Origin of the sequence: Stenotrophomonas sp. FR024 (assembly GCF_047500745.2) — a bacterium.
Classification (GTDB): domain Bacteria; phylum Pseudomonadota; class Gammaproteobacteria; order Xanthomonadales; family Xanthomonadaceae; genus Stenotrophomonas; species Stenotrophomonas maltophilia_A.
Genome location: NZ_JAXAXM020000006.1, coordinates 23,591 through 37,887, shown reverse-complemented (window position 1 = coordinate 37,887; position 14,297 = coordinate 23,591). Strand labels below are relative to the sequence as shown.

Annotated in this window: 14 protein-coding genes, 1 pseudogene and 1 riboswitch; of the genes and pseudogenes, 10 read left to right on the top strand and 5 right to left on the bottom strand. The window is 66.6% G+C overall.

Translation table 11 applies throughout. The annotated features are described in order from the left end of the window. Nucleotides 1–20 precede the first annotated feature (20 nt). The 5 genes from ACMZ91_RS08620 to ACMZ91_RS08600 all read left to right on the top strand — a co-directional run bounded on the left by ACMZ91_RS08620 (nt 21) and on the right by ACMZ91_RS08600 (nt 4,456). Nucleotides 21–1,526: an efflux transporter outer membrane subunit gene (locus ACMZ91_RS08620; protein WP_049462201.1), complete on the top strand. Its 1,506-nt coding sequence runs from the start codon at nt 21–23 to the stop codon at nt 1,524–1,526. A 97-nt stretch (nt 1,527–1,623) separates the two neighbouring features. After that, nucleotides 1,624–1,968, top strand: coding sequence for a MerR family transcriptional regulator (locus tag ACMZ91_RS08615; RefSeq protein WP_223277004.1), 345 nt, complete (start codon nt 1,624–1,626; stop codon nt 1,966–1,968). Between the two features lie 91 nt (nt 1,969–2,059). Next, the gene (locus ACMZ91_RS08610) at nt 2,060–3,256 is read left to right on the top strand and encodes an MFS transporter (RefSeq protein WP_049462200.1); all 1,197 of its coding nucleotides are present in this window, start codon (nt 2,060–2,062) and stop codon (nt 3,254–3,256) included. Between the two features lie 224 nt (nt 3,257–3,480). Then, complete coding sequence (copM, locus tag ACMZ91_RS08605) at nt 3,481–4,179, top strand: CopM family metallochaperone (protein WP_071228802.1); 699 nt, start codon at nt 3,481–3,483, stop codon at nt 4,177–4,179. Nucleotides 4,180–4,189: 10 nt separating this feature from the next. After that, a complete protein-coding gene (locus tag ACMZ91_RS08600) occupies nt 4,190–4,456 on the top strand; it encodes a glutaredoxin family protein (RefSeq protein WP_008786730.1) in 267 nt (88 codons plus the stop codon). A 6-nt stretch (nt 4,457–4,462) separates the two neighbouring features. Here ACMZ91_RS08600 and ACMZ91_RS08595 read toward each other — a convergent pair. Further along, a pseudogene (locus ACMZ91_RS08595) lies at nt 4,463–5,190 on the bottom strand (DUF3363 domain-containing protein). Between the two features lie 516 nt (nt 5,191–5,706). On the opposite strand from ACMZ91_RS08595, the gene ACMZ91_RS08590 reads away from it, so the two are divergent. The 5 genes from ACMZ91_RS08590 (at nt 5,707) to ACMZ91_RS08570 (ending at nt 9,209) form a co-directional block, all read left to right on the top strand. Then, nucleotides 5,707–6,282, top strand: a complete 576-nt coding sequence (locus ACMZ91_RS08590) for an OmpO family porin (RefSeq protein ID WP_043034956.1) — start codon at nt 5,707–5,709, stop codon at nt 6,280–6,282. A gap of 123 nt (nt 6,283–6,405) precedes the next feature. Further along, on the top strand, nt 6,406–7,173 hold the full coding sequence (locus ACMZ91_RS08585) for a helix-turn-helix transcriptional regulator (RefSeq protein WP_049460942.1): 768 nt from the start codon (nt 6,406–6,408) through the stop codon (nt 7,171–7,173). Between the two features lie 67 nt (nt 7,174–7,240). Then, nucleotides 7,241–7,609, top strand: coding sequence for a VOC family protein (locus ACMZ91_RS08580; RefSeq protein WP_049460944.1), 369 nt, complete (start codon nt 7,241–7,243; stop codon nt 7,607–7,609). Between the two features lie 123 nt (nt 7,610–7,732). Next, nucleotides 7,733–8,707, top strand: coding sequence for a Dyp-type peroxidase (locus tag ACMZ91_RS08575; protein WP_032130172.1), 975 nt, complete (start codon nt 7,733–7,735; stop codon nt 8,705–8,707). A gap of 85 nt (nt 8,708–8,792) precedes the next feature. Further along, nucleotides 8,793–9,209: a hypothetical protein gene (locus ACMZ91_RS08570; protein WP_049460947.1), complete on the top strand. Its 417-nt coding sequence runs from the start codon at nt 8,793–8,795 to the stop codon at nt 9,207–9,209. Between the two features lie 241 nt (nt 9,210–9,450). Here the strand turns inward: ACMZ91_RS08570 and pnuC are convergent, their stop codons facing one another. The 4 genes from pnuC to ACMZ91_RS08550 all read right to left on the bottom strand — a co-directional run bounded on the left by pnuC (nt 9,451) and on the right by ACMZ91_RS08550 (nt 14,085). Then, the gene (gene pnuC / locus ACMZ91_RS08565) at nt 9,451–10,020 is read right to left on the bottom strand and encodes a nicotinamide riboside transporter PnuC (protein WP_012509709.1); all 570 of its coding nucleotides are present in this window, start codon (nt 10,018–10,020) and stop codon (nt 9,451–9,453) included. Between the two features lie 8 nt (nt 10,021–10,028). Next, a complete protein-coding gene (locus ACMZ91_RS08560) occupies nt 10,029–12,218 on the bottom strand; it encodes a TonB-dependent receptor (RefSeq protein ID WP_414578339.1) in 2,190 nt (729 codons plus the stop codon). Nucleotides 12,219–12,288: 70 nt separating this feature from the next. After that, a riboswitch (TPP riboswitch) is annotated at nt 12,289–12,384 on the bottom strand. Nucleotides 12,385–12,427: 43 nt separating this feature from the next. Continuing rightward, on the bottom strand, nt 12,428–13,552 hold the full coding sequence (locus ACMZ91_RS08555) for a phosphotransferase enzyme family protein (RefSeq protein WP_414578341.1): 1,125 nt from the start codon (nt 13,550–13,552) through the stop codon (nt 12,428–12,430). 125 nt (nt 13,553–13,677) lie between these two features. Beyond that, complete coding sequence (locus ACMZ91_RS08550; protein WP_005411889.1) at nt 13,678–14,085, bottom strand: glycine zipper 2TM domain-containing protein; 408 nt, start codon at nt 14,083–14,085, stop codon at nt 13,678–13,680. Nucleotides 14,086–14,297: the final 212 nt, after the last annotated feature.

The window sequence follows — 14,297 nt, the reverse complement described above, 5'->3', positions numbered from 1 at the left end:
CGGCCAGGAGGACATACGACATGAAAACATCTTTCGCATTCACACGACCCGCCAGGACGCTGGCGCCGCTCGCCCTCGCGACGGCGTTGACTGGCTGCTCCATGGCACCGAAGTATGACCGGCCCGCATCGCCGATCGACACGGCTTATCCCTCGGGCGCGGCCTATGTGGAACCGGCGGCCGCGACGCCCGACGACGCGATCACGGCCGAGATCGGCTGGCGGGACTTCTTCCGCGACCCGCTGCTGCAGCAGTTGATCGGCATTTCACTGGAGAACAACCGCGACATGCGCAAGGCCGCGCTCAACGTGGAGGCGGCTCAGGCGCTGTACCGTATCCAGCGTGCCGAGATGCTGCCGAACCTGGGCGTTTCCGCCCGCGGCGCGTCAGAGCGCGCACCGGCCGACCTCAGCACCACGGGGCAAAGCGACGTGCTCCGGCGCTACGACGTGGCCGGGGTGACGGCCGCCTGGGAACTGGACCTGTGGGGCCGCGTCCGCAGCCTCAGCGACCGGGCGCTGGCGTCCTACCTGGCCCTCGACGAGACCCGCATCGCCACGCAGATGAGCCTGGTGTCCGAGGTGGCCAGCGCCTACCTCACGCTGCGTGCCGACCAGGAACTGCTGCGCCTGACGAGCGACACCCTCGCCACGCAGAAGCGCTCCTACGGGCTGACCACCCAACTGGTGGAAGTGGGCAACTCCACGCAGCTCGACCTGCGCCGCGCAGAGATCGCGCTGCGCACCGCCGAGGCCAACCATGCCGCCTACACGCGGCAGGCGGCCAAGGACCGCAACGCGCTGGTGCTGCTGTTGGGCCAGCCGCTGACGCCGGAGCTGTCCCGGCAGCTTGACGAGGCCATGGCGCTGCCGGACGACATCGTGCCGACCGGCCTGCCGAGCGGCCTGCCGTCCGAACTGCTCGCGCGCCGGCCGGACATCCGCGCCGCCGAGCAGATGCTGATCGGCGCCAACGCCAACATCGGCGCGGCGCGGGCCGCGTTCTTCCCGATGATCAGCCTCACGGGCTCGGCGGGCACGGCCAGCGCTTCGCTGGACGGCCTGTTCGATTCGGGCTCGCGGGCCTGGAGCTTCCTGCCGCAGATCACGCTGCCCATCTTCCGCGGCGGCGCGCTGCGCGCCAACCTGGACGTGGCGCACGTACAGAAGCGCATCGAGATCGCCAACTACGAGAAGTCCATCCAGGCGGCCTTCGCCGAGGTGGCCGACGGCCTGGCGGGCAAGCGCACGCTCGATGAGCAGATCCGCGCGGAGCAGCTCCTGGTGGCGGCCAGCCAGAAGGCCTACGAGCTGGCCGAGCAGCGCTTCCAGGAGGGCGTGGACAACAACCTCACTGTACTCGACGCGCAGCGCACGCATTACGGCACGCAGCAGACCCTGGTGCGCACGCGCCTGACGCGGCTGAACAACCTCATCCATCTGTACAAGGCGCTGGGCGGCGGCTGGACTGAGCACACGGTGCAATCGGGCGCCACGGCGCAGCAGCCCGCCCGGTCGCCGGGATGAGGGCCGGCGCGCAGCGGTGGCGTCCCCCATCGCTGCGCGCGGAGAGCTGGATGAGGATTGGTGAACTCGCGCGCTTGACCGGCACGCCCCTGAGAACATCAGGTTCTACGAACGGGAGGGCCTGCTGCCCGCTCCCGAGCGGTCCCGCAACAACTACCGGCGCTATGGCCCGGCCCATGTCGAGCGGCTTTACCTGATTCGCAACTACCGCGCGTCGGGCATCGGCCTGGATGACATGCGCAACTTGCTGGGCTGGACGCATCGCGAGTCCCCGGAACCCGAGCTGCTGACGCAGGCTGTCCGGGACCATCTCGCCTGTGTCGAGGAACGCATGGCGCAACTGACCCGGGTGAAAGAGCACCTGCTCGCATTGGAACGGCAGGCTGTTTCTTCTGCCGCTCGGGAGATTTGCGAGGAGCGACCAGGCTGCGGCGGTTCATGAGCATCGTATGGCCGAATCATGGTCTAATAACTGAACATATATTCATGTGTGTAATAATTCCGGCCAGACAAACGAACAAGAAGGACCGCCCATGACCGACCAGAGCATCACGCGCCGAAACATCGGCGTTCTCACCGCCGCGCAGGCGCTCGGTGGCGCCAGCGCGCCCATCGTGATGTCGCTGGGCGGGCTGGTCGGCCAGCAGCTTGCCAAGGACTCGGCCTCGATCACCTTGCCTGTGAGCCTGTTCGGCCTGGGTCTTGCCATCGGCACCTTGCCTGCGGCGTTCATCATGCGGCGCCATGGCCGCCGCAACGGATACGTGGTCGGGGTCGGCTTCGGCGTGGCCTCGGGCCTGATCGCCGCGCTGGGCATCATGCTGGCCTCGTTTTGGATCTTCTGCGCCGGCACCTTCCTGGCGGGCTTCTACGGCGCGTATGTGCAGAGCTACCGCTTCGCAGCCGCCGACACCGCCGAGGACGCGCTCAAGGCCAAGGCGATTTCCTGGGTGATGGTGGGGGCTCTCGCGGGTGCCATCATCGGGCCGCAGTTGGTGATCTTCACGCGCGACGCGGTAGCGGGCACGCCCTACGTCGGCAGCTTCCTCAGCCAGGCGCTGCTGCCGCTGATCGCCCTGCCGATCTTGCTGATGCTGCGCACGCCGCGCCAGACCCCGGCCGAAGCCGCCGCCGACAGCGGCCGCACGGTGCTGCAGCTCCTGGCGATGCCGCGCTACGCGCTGGCCGTGGCCGCAGGCGTGGTGTCCTATGGGGTGATGGCGTTCGTGATGACCGCCGCGCCGGTGGCGATGGTCAACCACGGGCATTCGGTGGACAACGCCGCCCTGGGAATCCAGTGGCACCTGCTGGCGATGTTCGGGCCGAGCTTCTTCACTGGGCGGCTGATGGTGCGCTACGGCAAGGAGCGCGTGACCGCCGTGGGCATGGTGCTGCTCGCCGCCTCCGGGGTGGTGGCCCTGGGCGGGCTCGGCCTGTCCCACTTCTGGGGCTCGCTGGCGCTGCTGGGCATCGGCTGGAACTTCAGCTTCATTGGCGCGACGGCGATGGTCACCGATTGCCACACCCCGGCCGAGCGCAGCAAGGCGCAGGGCATGAACGATTTCTTCGTCTTCGCCGCCACGGCAGCCGTGTCGTTCCTCGCGGGATCGATCCTGCACAACTCGGGCTGGCAGGCGGTCAACTGGATGATCTTCCCGGCCCTGGCGCTGATCTTGGTGCCGCTGCTGTGGCAGACCGCGCGAAAGCCGGTGCGGCTAGGTCCGGGCTGATCGGGCCGATGCGGAAGGTGTTCCATCTAGCGGTCACCTCAGGCGCTACATCACCTGCCTCCACCGCTGCAGCTTCGACAGCGCGTTGTCGTAGGCGGCGGAAGTGAAGGACTGGATCTTGCGCCGAGGGTTTTCATCGGCATCAACGGCGAAATGAGGGCCTTGACCTTCCAACAATGGGAGGCCCTACAGTGACTCCATCAACCTCATTCAAGGAGTTTTTCATGAGAGTCAACAAGTTCAGCCTGTTGTTCATTGCGGGCGCCGTCGTGGTCGCCATCGGCCTGAGGGCCGTTCAGAAGAAGGTGGTCCCGTCGGGTGAAGTGATGCAGGCCAATGCGAGCGGAGGTCACCATGGGCACGCGATGCCCTCCAGCGCCTCGGCCAATGACAGTCCTTCCACGACCGCGTATCGCGCCGTGAACGACCAGATGCACGCGGGGATGGGAGCGCAGTTCACTGGAAACGCCGACGTCGATTTCATGCGCGGCATGATCCCGCACCACCAGGGCGCGATCGACATGGCCAAGGTGGCGTTGCAGTACGGCAAGGACCCGGAGGTCCGCAAGTTGGCCGAGGAGGTTATCTCTGCGCAGGAAGGCGAGATCGCCATGATGAATAAGTGGCTTGGAGAACGCGGCCAACAGGCGGGGACCGGCAGCTCGGGCGACGCCTCGACGACCGCCTACCGTGCCGGCAATGACCGCATGCACGCCGACATGATGATTGACTTCAGCGGCGATGCCGATGTGGACTTTATGCGCGGCATGATCCCGCATCACCAGGGCGCGATCGACATGGCCAAGGTGGCGTTGCAGTACGGCAAGGACCCGGAGGTCCGCGAGTTGGCTCAGGAGGTTATCTCTGCGCAGGAAGGAGAGATCGCCATGATGAAGAGCTGGCTTGCCGCTCGGGGAAAGTGAAGGCACGACCATGAACCAAGCCAGCACCCCGCGCATCATCATCTATAGCACTCCAGCCTGCCCGGACTGCCGGGTGCTGAAGGAGTGGCTGTCCCAGCAGAGCATCGTGTTTGAAGAACGCGACCTGACCGACCCGAAGATTTCTGCGGAAGCCAAGTCACGAACCGGCGTGCGCGTGGCTCCGATCACGCTCATCGGTAATGAGGTCTTCTATGGCACCTTTGCGAGCCAGAAGCCGGGGCTGATGAAGGCGCTCGGCCGTTCGACAAGTAGATGAAGGGTCTCAAGAAATACTTGGCCCGCGCTGCCGTCCAAGCTCCCAAGATACGCCGCCACCGCGCACCACGGCGGCGATATGCTGCCCCAGCCGCTGCTCGATCATCGGCCGCCACGGCACCAACCTGAATCCCATGCCGTCGTCCAGCATCGCGTAGCGCCCGCTGGCGAGCATGACGCTGCGCCGGTAGATGCCAGCCACACGCTGCCCGTCGGCCACCGGGCGATGCTCCAGGCCGGTTTCAGCGGCAATGTCCTTCGCGGCCTGTGCCAGTTCCCGGTTGCGCAGCGTGCCCAGCAGGTTGCGCGCCAGGATCACGCGCTGCCCGCGCCGCTCGGCCAGCGCCTGTTCGGCCAGGAAGTCGGCGCGCTGTTGCATGGCCTGGCCTCGCCACCAAAGCCTAGGTCGCCCAGGCCCGAGCCGCCGCCGATCAACTGCTGGTCGAGCCACGTGGCCCCGATCACGCGGGCCTGCCGCTCGATGGGCAAGTGCGATTTCAGCTCCACGGCCACGCCGCCCAGGCGCTGCGCGTCGTACTGGCGGCCACGCTCGGCCAGGTCGTCCGGCACCTTCCATAGCCCTTCGGCAACGCGCTCCACAATGCCGGCCCGACGCAGGGCCCATTTAGTAGATGGAGTGCCGCCGGTCTTAGCCGCATGCAGCGTTAAGGCGGGCTTGATATTAAGGCCTCTGAGAAGCGTCGGAGGTAGCCTAGCGATGTCAGCTTCTGGCATGAAGCAGCCGTGAACTTCAAGAGGAGCGAGGCGCGTCAGCGTACGGCCCGTAGCGGACGAGACTCTAGCGATGTCGACCACTACTAGTCCTGAGTCGCTAAGGCCAACCGCATGCTTCGTCCGACTCCCCGCGAACCCTCGTAGGGCACCTAAAGGGGCTCCTTACTTGTTAAGGACCGACAAGGTTGGACCGATGTCACGGCGGCGCTTGCCTCCTGGGCTGTTGTCGAGGGCCAATCAGCCGCGGACGTCAGCTCTGCCCCTAAGTCACTGCAACCATAGGTTCTCAGCCCTTGCGCAACCATAGGTTCAGCCAAAACGCAAACCTATGGTTGCCCGTCTACAGCAATGCCATGCGGAGTTCCCTGAACGCCAGCCTTATTTATACACCAGTCAGTTCAATATTCAGGGTTGATTAGACCCCCTAACGGATAATTCACACCTGTCGACCGCCTCCTCTCTCTCCCCCTCCCGGGAGGCGGTCGACGAAACCAAAATAATTAAAGGTGTGTCCCGATGAACAAGAATTCGCTGCTTGCCCTGGGTCTTCTGGCTGCTCTGCCGTTCGCTGCATCGGCAACCGATGGCCTGTCGTACAACTACGTTGAAGGCGGCTACGTGAACACCGATGCCAAGGGCGGCGACGCCGATGGCTGGAAGGTGAAGGGTTCCGTTGCGGTGCACCCGAACTTCCACGTCTTTGGCGACTACAGCGCCCAGGAAACCGACAAGTTCAAGAATGACGTCGACCAGTGGCGCCTGGGTGTCGGCTACAACTACGGCATCGCACCGAACACCGACCTGGTGGCCCGTGTTGCGTACCAGAAGTACGACGAGAAGCGCGGCCTGGACTTCAACGGCTACTCCACCGAAGTGGGCGTGCGCACCGCGTTCAACCCGTACGTGGAAGGCTACGTGATGGCCGGCTACGAAGATTTCAGCAAGAAGCACGGCATCAACCCGGACGGCGAGTTCTATGGCCGTGTCGGCGCCACCGCCAAGTTCAACCAGAACTGGGGCCTGAGTGGCGAAGTGAAGCTGGCCAAGGCCGGCGACCGCGAGTGGTTCGTGGGCCCGCGCTTCACCTGGTAACAAACGCCTGTCGTTAGTGCGTGTTGTGCTGGCGTGTGACTCTCTCTCTCTCCCACACGCCAACCGAAGCCCGGCCTCGCGCCGGGCTTCACTTTTATGGGCCCCGTGGCGCCACAATGCGGCATGGGCGACCCTTCCTCTCTTGCAGGCACCGGCACGACCTACCAGGAGCATCTGGCGCCTGCGCCGCTGCGCGGCCACTTCGGCCAGCTGTGGCAGAGCCAGCTCCCTGCCGATGCCGATGGGCACATCACCGTATTGCCCGATGGCTGCGTGGATATCCTCTGGCGCGACGGCGGGCTGTTCGTGGTCGGCCCGGATCGGGTGGCTGCACATCCGGCACTGGCACCCGGTGCACAGGTACTGGGGGCACGCTTCCGACCTGGCCAGGCATTGGCCGCGCTTGGCCTGCCCTTGGCCGAGATCATCGGCCAGGCGGTGCCACTGGCCGATCTGAAGGGCACGTGGGCGAAGAAAGCTGCGGCTTCCATCGGTGACACCGCGCCTGCGCAGCGCCTGCAGCGGATGGCGTACTGCCTGCAGCAGCATATGGGCGCGGCCGCACTCGACACCCCGGCGCAGCGTGCACATGTCCTGTTCCAGGCGCTCGCCGGGGGTCACGCCACGCTGGATACGCTGGCGGCGCACTTGGGCCTGAGCCCGCGCAGCCTGCGGCGTTTCAGCCAGTCGCAGTTCGGCTACGGCGCCAAGACGCTGGAGCGCATCCTGCGCCTGCAACGCTTTCTTCGCCATAGCCGCGCGCTGCCACTGCATTCGTTGGCGATGCTGGCCGCTGATGCCGGCTATGCCGACCAGGCCCATCTCAGCCGCGAGGCGCGTGAACTGGCGGGCATGACCGCCAGCGAGCTGCGCCTGGAGTGGGGACAATGATGGCCGTTTTGTTCAAGACCACTGTGCTGCATTGATCGATGCTGGGCTCCCACCACGGAGCCTCGCCATGAATCCTGCCGCGCCCCACGATGCCGAACGCCGCATCGATAACATCGAATTCAACGTCGCCGACATTGACCGTAGCACGCGCTTCTACGGCGAGGTGTTCGGTTGGCGCTTCACCGACTATGGCCCGGCCTACACCGAGTTCGACGACGGCCGTCTGAAAGGTGGCTTCGTGGCCGACGCGGCGGTGCGTGCCCACGGGGGGCCGCTGGTGATCCTCTACTGCACGGACCTGGCGGATGCACAGCAGCGCGTGGTCGCCGCCGGTGGCGAGGTGGTGCAGGCGGTGTTCGCCTTCCCCGGTGGCCGTCGCTTCCACTTCCGCGATCTGGATGGCTACGAGCTGGCGGTCTGGAGTGATATGGATTGAGGTCTTCGTACCTTCGCCGGTGGACGGAACGAGAACCGCTCCGTCCCCGGTCAGGCGGTTCCGTTATGATCGCCCGCACATCGCCACGCGCGATGCGCCCGCCTCAAGCCAGCAGGAACCGCCGTGAACTCCCAGCCCGCACCGATCACCGCCCTCAACCACACGCTCGACAACGAGCCGCAGCAGATCACCGCGCCGCTCACCCATTCGGCGGCGTTCCTGGTGCTGAAAGTGAAGGATGACGAGGCGTCGATCGCCAAGGCGCGCGAGGTGCTGGCCAGCACCGACGACCTGATCAAGAACACCGCCATCCGCGAGATCGAGCGCACCTTCACCTGCAACGTGGCCATTGGCCACCGCGTGTGGCAGCCGCTGGTGGGTACCACCCCGCCGCGTGAGCTGGCGCCGTTCCGCGAGATCAAGGGCGCGACCCACACCGCGGTGTCCACGCCGGGCGACCTGCTGTACCACATCCGTGCGCGCACCATGGACCTGATCGTGGCGTTCGAGCGCAACCTGCTGATGGCGTTCGGTGATGCGGTGGAAACGGTCGATGACGTGGCCGGCTTCCGCTACTTCGACGGCCGCGACCTGCTCGACTTCGTCGATGGCACCGCCAACCCGGAAGGGCTGTCGCTGCCGGAAGCCACCATCGTGGGCGATGAAGACCCGGCGCATGCCGGTGGCAGCTACGTGGTGGTGCAGAAGTACCTGCACAACCTCGATGCCTGGCGTGCGCAGAAGACCGAGGCACAGGAAGCGATCATCGGCCGCACCAAGCACGACAACATCGAGCTGGACGATGCACCGGCCGATGCGCAGAAATCGCACAAGACGCTGTGCACCATCGAGGATGCCGACGGCGAGCACGAGATCCTGCGTGACAACATGCCCTTCGCCAACCCGGGGCGCGGCGAGTACGGCACCTACTTCATCGGCTACACGCGCCGCCTGTGGGTGATCGAGAAGATGCTCGAGCGCATGTTCATCGGCAATCCTGCGCCGCTGCATGACCGCATCCTCGACTTCTCCACCGCCACCACCGGCGTGACCTTCTTCGCGCCCTCGCGCAAGGTGCTGGCCGACCTCGGCGATTGATCGCGCCGGGCAGTGCCGACCGCCATCTGCCTGTCATCTACCGCGCCGACCATCAGACGTTGGATGGAGGCGCAGGAGACGGGCGATGGCCATGGCAGGAAACAGGACCGGCGTGCGCCGCTGGTGGCGGCCGTTGGCCGCATTGTTCGGTGCGCTCGCACTTGGTAGTGCCAGCGTTTCCGCGCAGGAGGCTCCCGCACACTGGATGGCCTATGCCGCCGCCGTGGGCGGCCAGTTGCAGCAGCGCCTGCAGCAGGAGCAGAACCCGCAGGCGCAGCGCGTGCTGGAATGGCTGCAGGCACACCCTGATGCACCGACGCCGTTGCCGGTGAGCGTGTGGATCGCGGCGGATGGCCGCATTTCGAAACTCGAATTCGACAGCCTGGGCGACGCCCAGATCGACGCCGACCTGCGCGCGACATTGCAGTCCGCGCCGTTGCAGGCCGCGCCACCAGCCGACATGCGTCAGCCGCTGCGGCTGGGCCTGCTGCTTACCCAGTAGATCCACGCCATGCGTGGATGCGCCTGGTAGATGCCGACCTTGGTCGGCACGCGCACGCCAACCAAGGTTGGCGACTACCGGTAGGCCCCCAGCCACGCATGGCGTGGCGCTACTGATCTTGCGGGTGCAGTAGATCCACGCCATGCGTGGATGGGCCTGGTAGATGCCGACCTTGGTCGGCAGGCGTGTGCCAACCAAGGTTGGCGACAACCGGTAAACCCCGGCCACGCATGGCGTGGCGCTACTGCGTTGCTACCTGTGGTTCACGGGCTGCCGCGCTCCATGCGCGCAGGCCGAACACGGCCAGGCCGAGGAAGAACACGTACAGCGCTGCGGTCACGTGCAGCGACTTGAACAGGTAGGCACCCACGTACACCACGTCCACCGCGATCCACACCCACCAGCAGGCCACGTGGCGGCGCGCCTGCCACCACTGGCCGACCAGGCTCAGCGCGGTCAGCATCGCGTCCAGCCACGGCAGCGCGGCATCGGTGAAGGTGTGCATGGCCGCACCCAGCGCCACGCCGCCGCACAGGCCGATGGCCAGGTCGCGCAGCAGCTTGCCGCGCGCCAGCGGCACGATGCGGACGCTGCCCTCGTCGGCGGCGTGCTGCCGCCAGTTGAGCCAGCCGTAGACCAGGAAGCCACCGAAGGCGACCTGCAGCAGGGTGTCCGAGTACAGCTTGGCCTCGGCGAAGACCAGCCCGTACAGCGTCACCGACAGCAGGCCGACCGGCCACGCTACCAGCCGGCGCTTGGCCATCAGCCAGACGCCGAGGATGCTGCACAGCGCGGCGGTCCACTCGAGCATGACGCCGCTCACAGCGCGAACGTCACCGACAGGCGGGCCTGTCGCGGTGCGCCGGGGAACAGGTAGTAGTCACCGCCGCTGCTACCGGTATCGCGCCAGTAGACGCGGTTGAACACGTTGTCCACCGACAGGTTCCAGGTCACCGCGCGCTCGTGCAGGCGATGCTGGAAACGCAGGCCAGCGTCGAACACCGAGTAGTCAGGTGCGCGCACGCCACCGTCGGCGCGGGCAACGTTGGCACCGGCATAGCGCCAGCCGCCGGTCACATCCAGGCCCTGCACGAACGGCAGCGCATAGGCCACGTGCACGCTGGCGCGCACCTTCGGCACGTTCACCAGCTGATGGCCTTCATAGGCCGGGGTGCCGGTGTCGCGCGCGCGCGCCTGCAGCACGCTGGCGCTGGCCACGATCTGCAGCGCATCGGTCAGCTGGCCGTTGGCGGTCAGCTCCAGGCCGGTGTGGGTCTGCGTGCCTTCCTCGACGAAGGTGTAGCCGACGTCGCTGTTGTCCGGCCTGGCGTACTGGTACGGCTGCGAAATGCGGAACACGGCTGCGCCCAGCGTCAGCGCTTCGACCGGCACGTACTTCACGCCCACTTCCAGCTGCCGCGACTGCACCGACGGCAGGAAGGTGTCGGCGTTGCTGGTCCAGAAGGGCGCTTCCTGGCCCAGCGAGATGCCGCGCACGTAGCTGGCATAGGCGTTGAGCTGGTCGGTAGCCTTCCACACCACGGCGGTCTGCGGCAGGAAACGCGACAGGCGGCTGTGCCGCTGCGGGGTGCCACGCTTGTCGTAGGCACGCTCGTCCAGGCGCACGAAGCGGCCGCCGGCCAGCCACTGCCAGTCATCACCGAAGCTCATCCGGTCCAGCGCGAAGAACGCGGTCTGGCGGCTGTCCAGGCGTCGTGCGGACGGCCCTGGCATCTTCGGCGACGGCGCGAACACCGGCACCTGTGCGTCGTGGATGTTGCTGGTGCCGACGTACTCGTTGACGCTCGGGCGCTTGTCCACGGTGCGGCGGAAGTAGTCGGCACCGATGGTCAACTCATGGCCGACGCTGCCGGTCTCGAAGCGGCCACGCAGCTCGGCACGTGCCTGCTGGTTGCGGCGGGTGTCGTCCGGGCTGCGGTAGTCGTACACGTCGTAGTCGCCATTGGGCGCGAAGTAGTTGCCCGGCACGCTGCCATCGGCGCATTGCGTGGCGTAGTAGCAGCCGTAGGCGAAGGCGACGTTGTCATCGATCACCGAGCGGCTGTGGCCGACCGAGACGCGCGACTGCCAGGCATCGTTGAAGTCGTAGGTGTGCAGGGCGGTGATGTTGGTGCTGGCGATATCCACCGGGCGCTGCCACGGCTGGTAGCCGAGCAGGTGCTCGCGGTCGACGCCGCGCGGCAGGTCACGCGCGCCCAGCAGCTGGTAGCCGGACACCGAACGCTGCGAGCTGGTCTGGTAGTTGGCATCCACTTCCAGCTTGCCGCGTTCGCCAATCAGCCAGTCGGCGGCCAGCGAGTAGAAGTTGCGACGGCCATCGGCGTGCTCGACGTAGGAATTGCTGGCATCCCATGCGGCATTCAGGCGCAGGCCGAAGCGCGGGGTGATCCAGTGGCCGACATCGACGGCGACGTAGCGCGAGCCTTCCGAGTCGGTACCGAGCGTGGCGGTGCGCACTTCGGCCGGGCGCTTGCCGATGTAGTTGATGATGCCGCCGGGCGCCATCACACCCGCGGCCAGGCCGGCTTCACCCTTGAGGATCTCAACCGACTGCACGTTCTCCAGCGCCAGGCGCTGTTCGCCGACGATGGACAGGCCGTTGAAGCGGTAGCCGGTGGCGGCATCCAGCGCAAAGCCGCGGATGGCGACGTTCTGGTAGTAGCCCACCGGCGCATACGCATCACCCAGCGAGGCATCGTTGCTGGCCAGCTCGGACAGCGAACGCACCTGGCGGCGGTCGAGGTAGTCGCGCTCGAGCACGTTCACCGAGGCCGGGGTGTCCTTCCAGGACCCACCACCGAAGGCGTTCACGCGTGAGGTATCGGCCTTGGGTTTGCCGGCCTGCACGCGCACTGCCGCCAGTTCGGTGGGCGAGCGCTCGGCGCCGGTGGCAGCCGCATCGGTGGCAGCGTCGGCCTCGCTGGCATGCAGCGGCAAGGCGGCGCAGAGGGCGAGGGAGAGCAGGGTGGGGCGCAGGCAGCGGTTCATTCGGTTCGTCTTCGGACAACAAGGGAGACGAAGCGACGGCGCGCAGGTGCACCGGCCCATGACGGGGGTGTGGCTGCGGCTCAAAGCTCCCTACGCCGGTGCAAACCGGATCAGGTTCCAAGGGACTCTCTCAGCCTGGCAGATCCAGGCACCCCCGCTTCAGGTGACCATTTCACTACAAATGGTACGGATTTGCGAGCCGGTGCCCTTCAGGCTGCCGCGTGCAACGCCTGCAGCAGTGCCTGTCCCGGCGCGCTGTGGAACCACGCCGGATGCCCCAGCATGAACGGCTGCCACGCCACATCCGCGTTTGCGGTGGAGCCAGTGATGCCTTCGAAGTACTCCACTTCGGACAGTGCGAAGTCGAAATGGACCATCGGCAGCAGGTCGGCCAGCAGGTGCACGCGTGCCGCCGACAACGGCAGCAGCTGGCGGTAGCCGTCGAGCAGGGCCAGTGCGATATCGATGCGCACCGCCTCCATGCCGCGCTCCAGTTCCAGCCACGCCACCGCGTTGCGCTCGATGGCGGTGGCGAGGTCGAACAGTGCGCTGGTGGGGGAGGCCAAACCGAAATCCAGCACGGTGCTGACCTGCCCGTCGCGCCACAGCAGGTTGGAGACATGCCAGTCGTTGTGCGCCCACAGCCGTGGCTCGTCGCGCAGGCGTTCGGCCAGGCCCGTGTGCCAAGGCAGCACGTCGCGCTGCAGCTGCGCTTCCCAGGGAATGCGCGCGAGATAGCGGGCCAGCCCGGGGCGCTTGTGCAGCCCCGCCTTGATGGCCGCGATCGGATCGTCGGCGCGGATCAGATCGTCGCGCGCGACCAGCACATGGGTGCTGCGCTGCGCTGCGTGGTAGCTGGCCGCAGCGCGGTGCAGCTGTGCGAGTGCACGCCCGGCTTCGCCGGCCTGCGCGACATCGGTCAGCAACGACCACGACACGGCATCGCGGTACAGGTCCTCGCCCACGCCCACGGCATGCAGTTCGAAGGTCCATTCGCCGTGCTCTACTGCGGTGTGGCCATCGGTTGCCGCCAGCACCTGCACCACCGGTACGCCGGCGGCAGCGAGATGGGCGATGAAGTGGTGTTCTTCTTCCAGGCAGGCGGCGCTGCGAACGCTGTGGTGGTGGCGCTTGATGAACACCGGTCCGCGCGTGCCATTGACGATGGCGGCGGCCGACAACGGTCGAGGACTGTGCCAGTGCGGCTGGCTGCCCGCATCCAGCTGCGGAAAGCGCTGGCGCAGCCACGCGAGGTCTGCGGTGCTGATCGGCGGCCAGTCGGCAGCGACCTCGTCGTTGTTGAGGCCCTGCACCCGGTGGGAAGAAGAAGTCATGCCGCAGCCCCAATGGGGAAAGTCACATCCAAGGCTGCGCATTCAACGCCATGCACGCGGCCAACGCAAACGGGCGGGTCATCGACCCGCCCGTCCGTGCATCGGCATGGGAGATGCCGCGCTGCTTACCAGCCGCGATGGCGACCGCGGTCGTGGTAGTAGCGGTTGTCGTAGTAGCGCTCGCGCTGCCAGCGACGGTCATCACCGCGGTCGTAGTAGCCGCTGCGGTAGTAGCCACGGTCGTAACGGCGATCGTAGCGGTCGTCGTAACGGCGATTGTCGTAGTAACGGCGGTCGCGGCGGTCGGAGGTGGTCAGGTTGCCGATCGCGCCGCCAGCCACGGCACCGCCGACAGTGGCAGCGGGATCACCGTTGGAGAGCAGGTTGCCGGCCACGCCACCGACCACGGCGCCGACCAGGGTGCGCTTGTCCTTCCTCGACATCGCGCTGGCATCGCTGACCACGGCCACACCGGCCACCAGTGCCAGGGCCATCGCCAGACCGCGGAAGCTGAGTGCGGAAGTACTGAGCATGTTCGTTCTCCTGTGAGGTGCTTGCCACGCTGGGCAGGGAGGGCGCGGGGCGCCCCGGCTGCCGTGATGTCCACGCTGGCGTTCCAACATTGCCGGAACATTGCCTGGTCCACCGTGCGGCTTGCGCATTCATCTAGCGGCAGGCGGCATGAAGCAAGGCTGAAAGCGGCCCCGGCCGCTCAGCTGGCAGAAAGGGAAAAGGCCACGCGAAC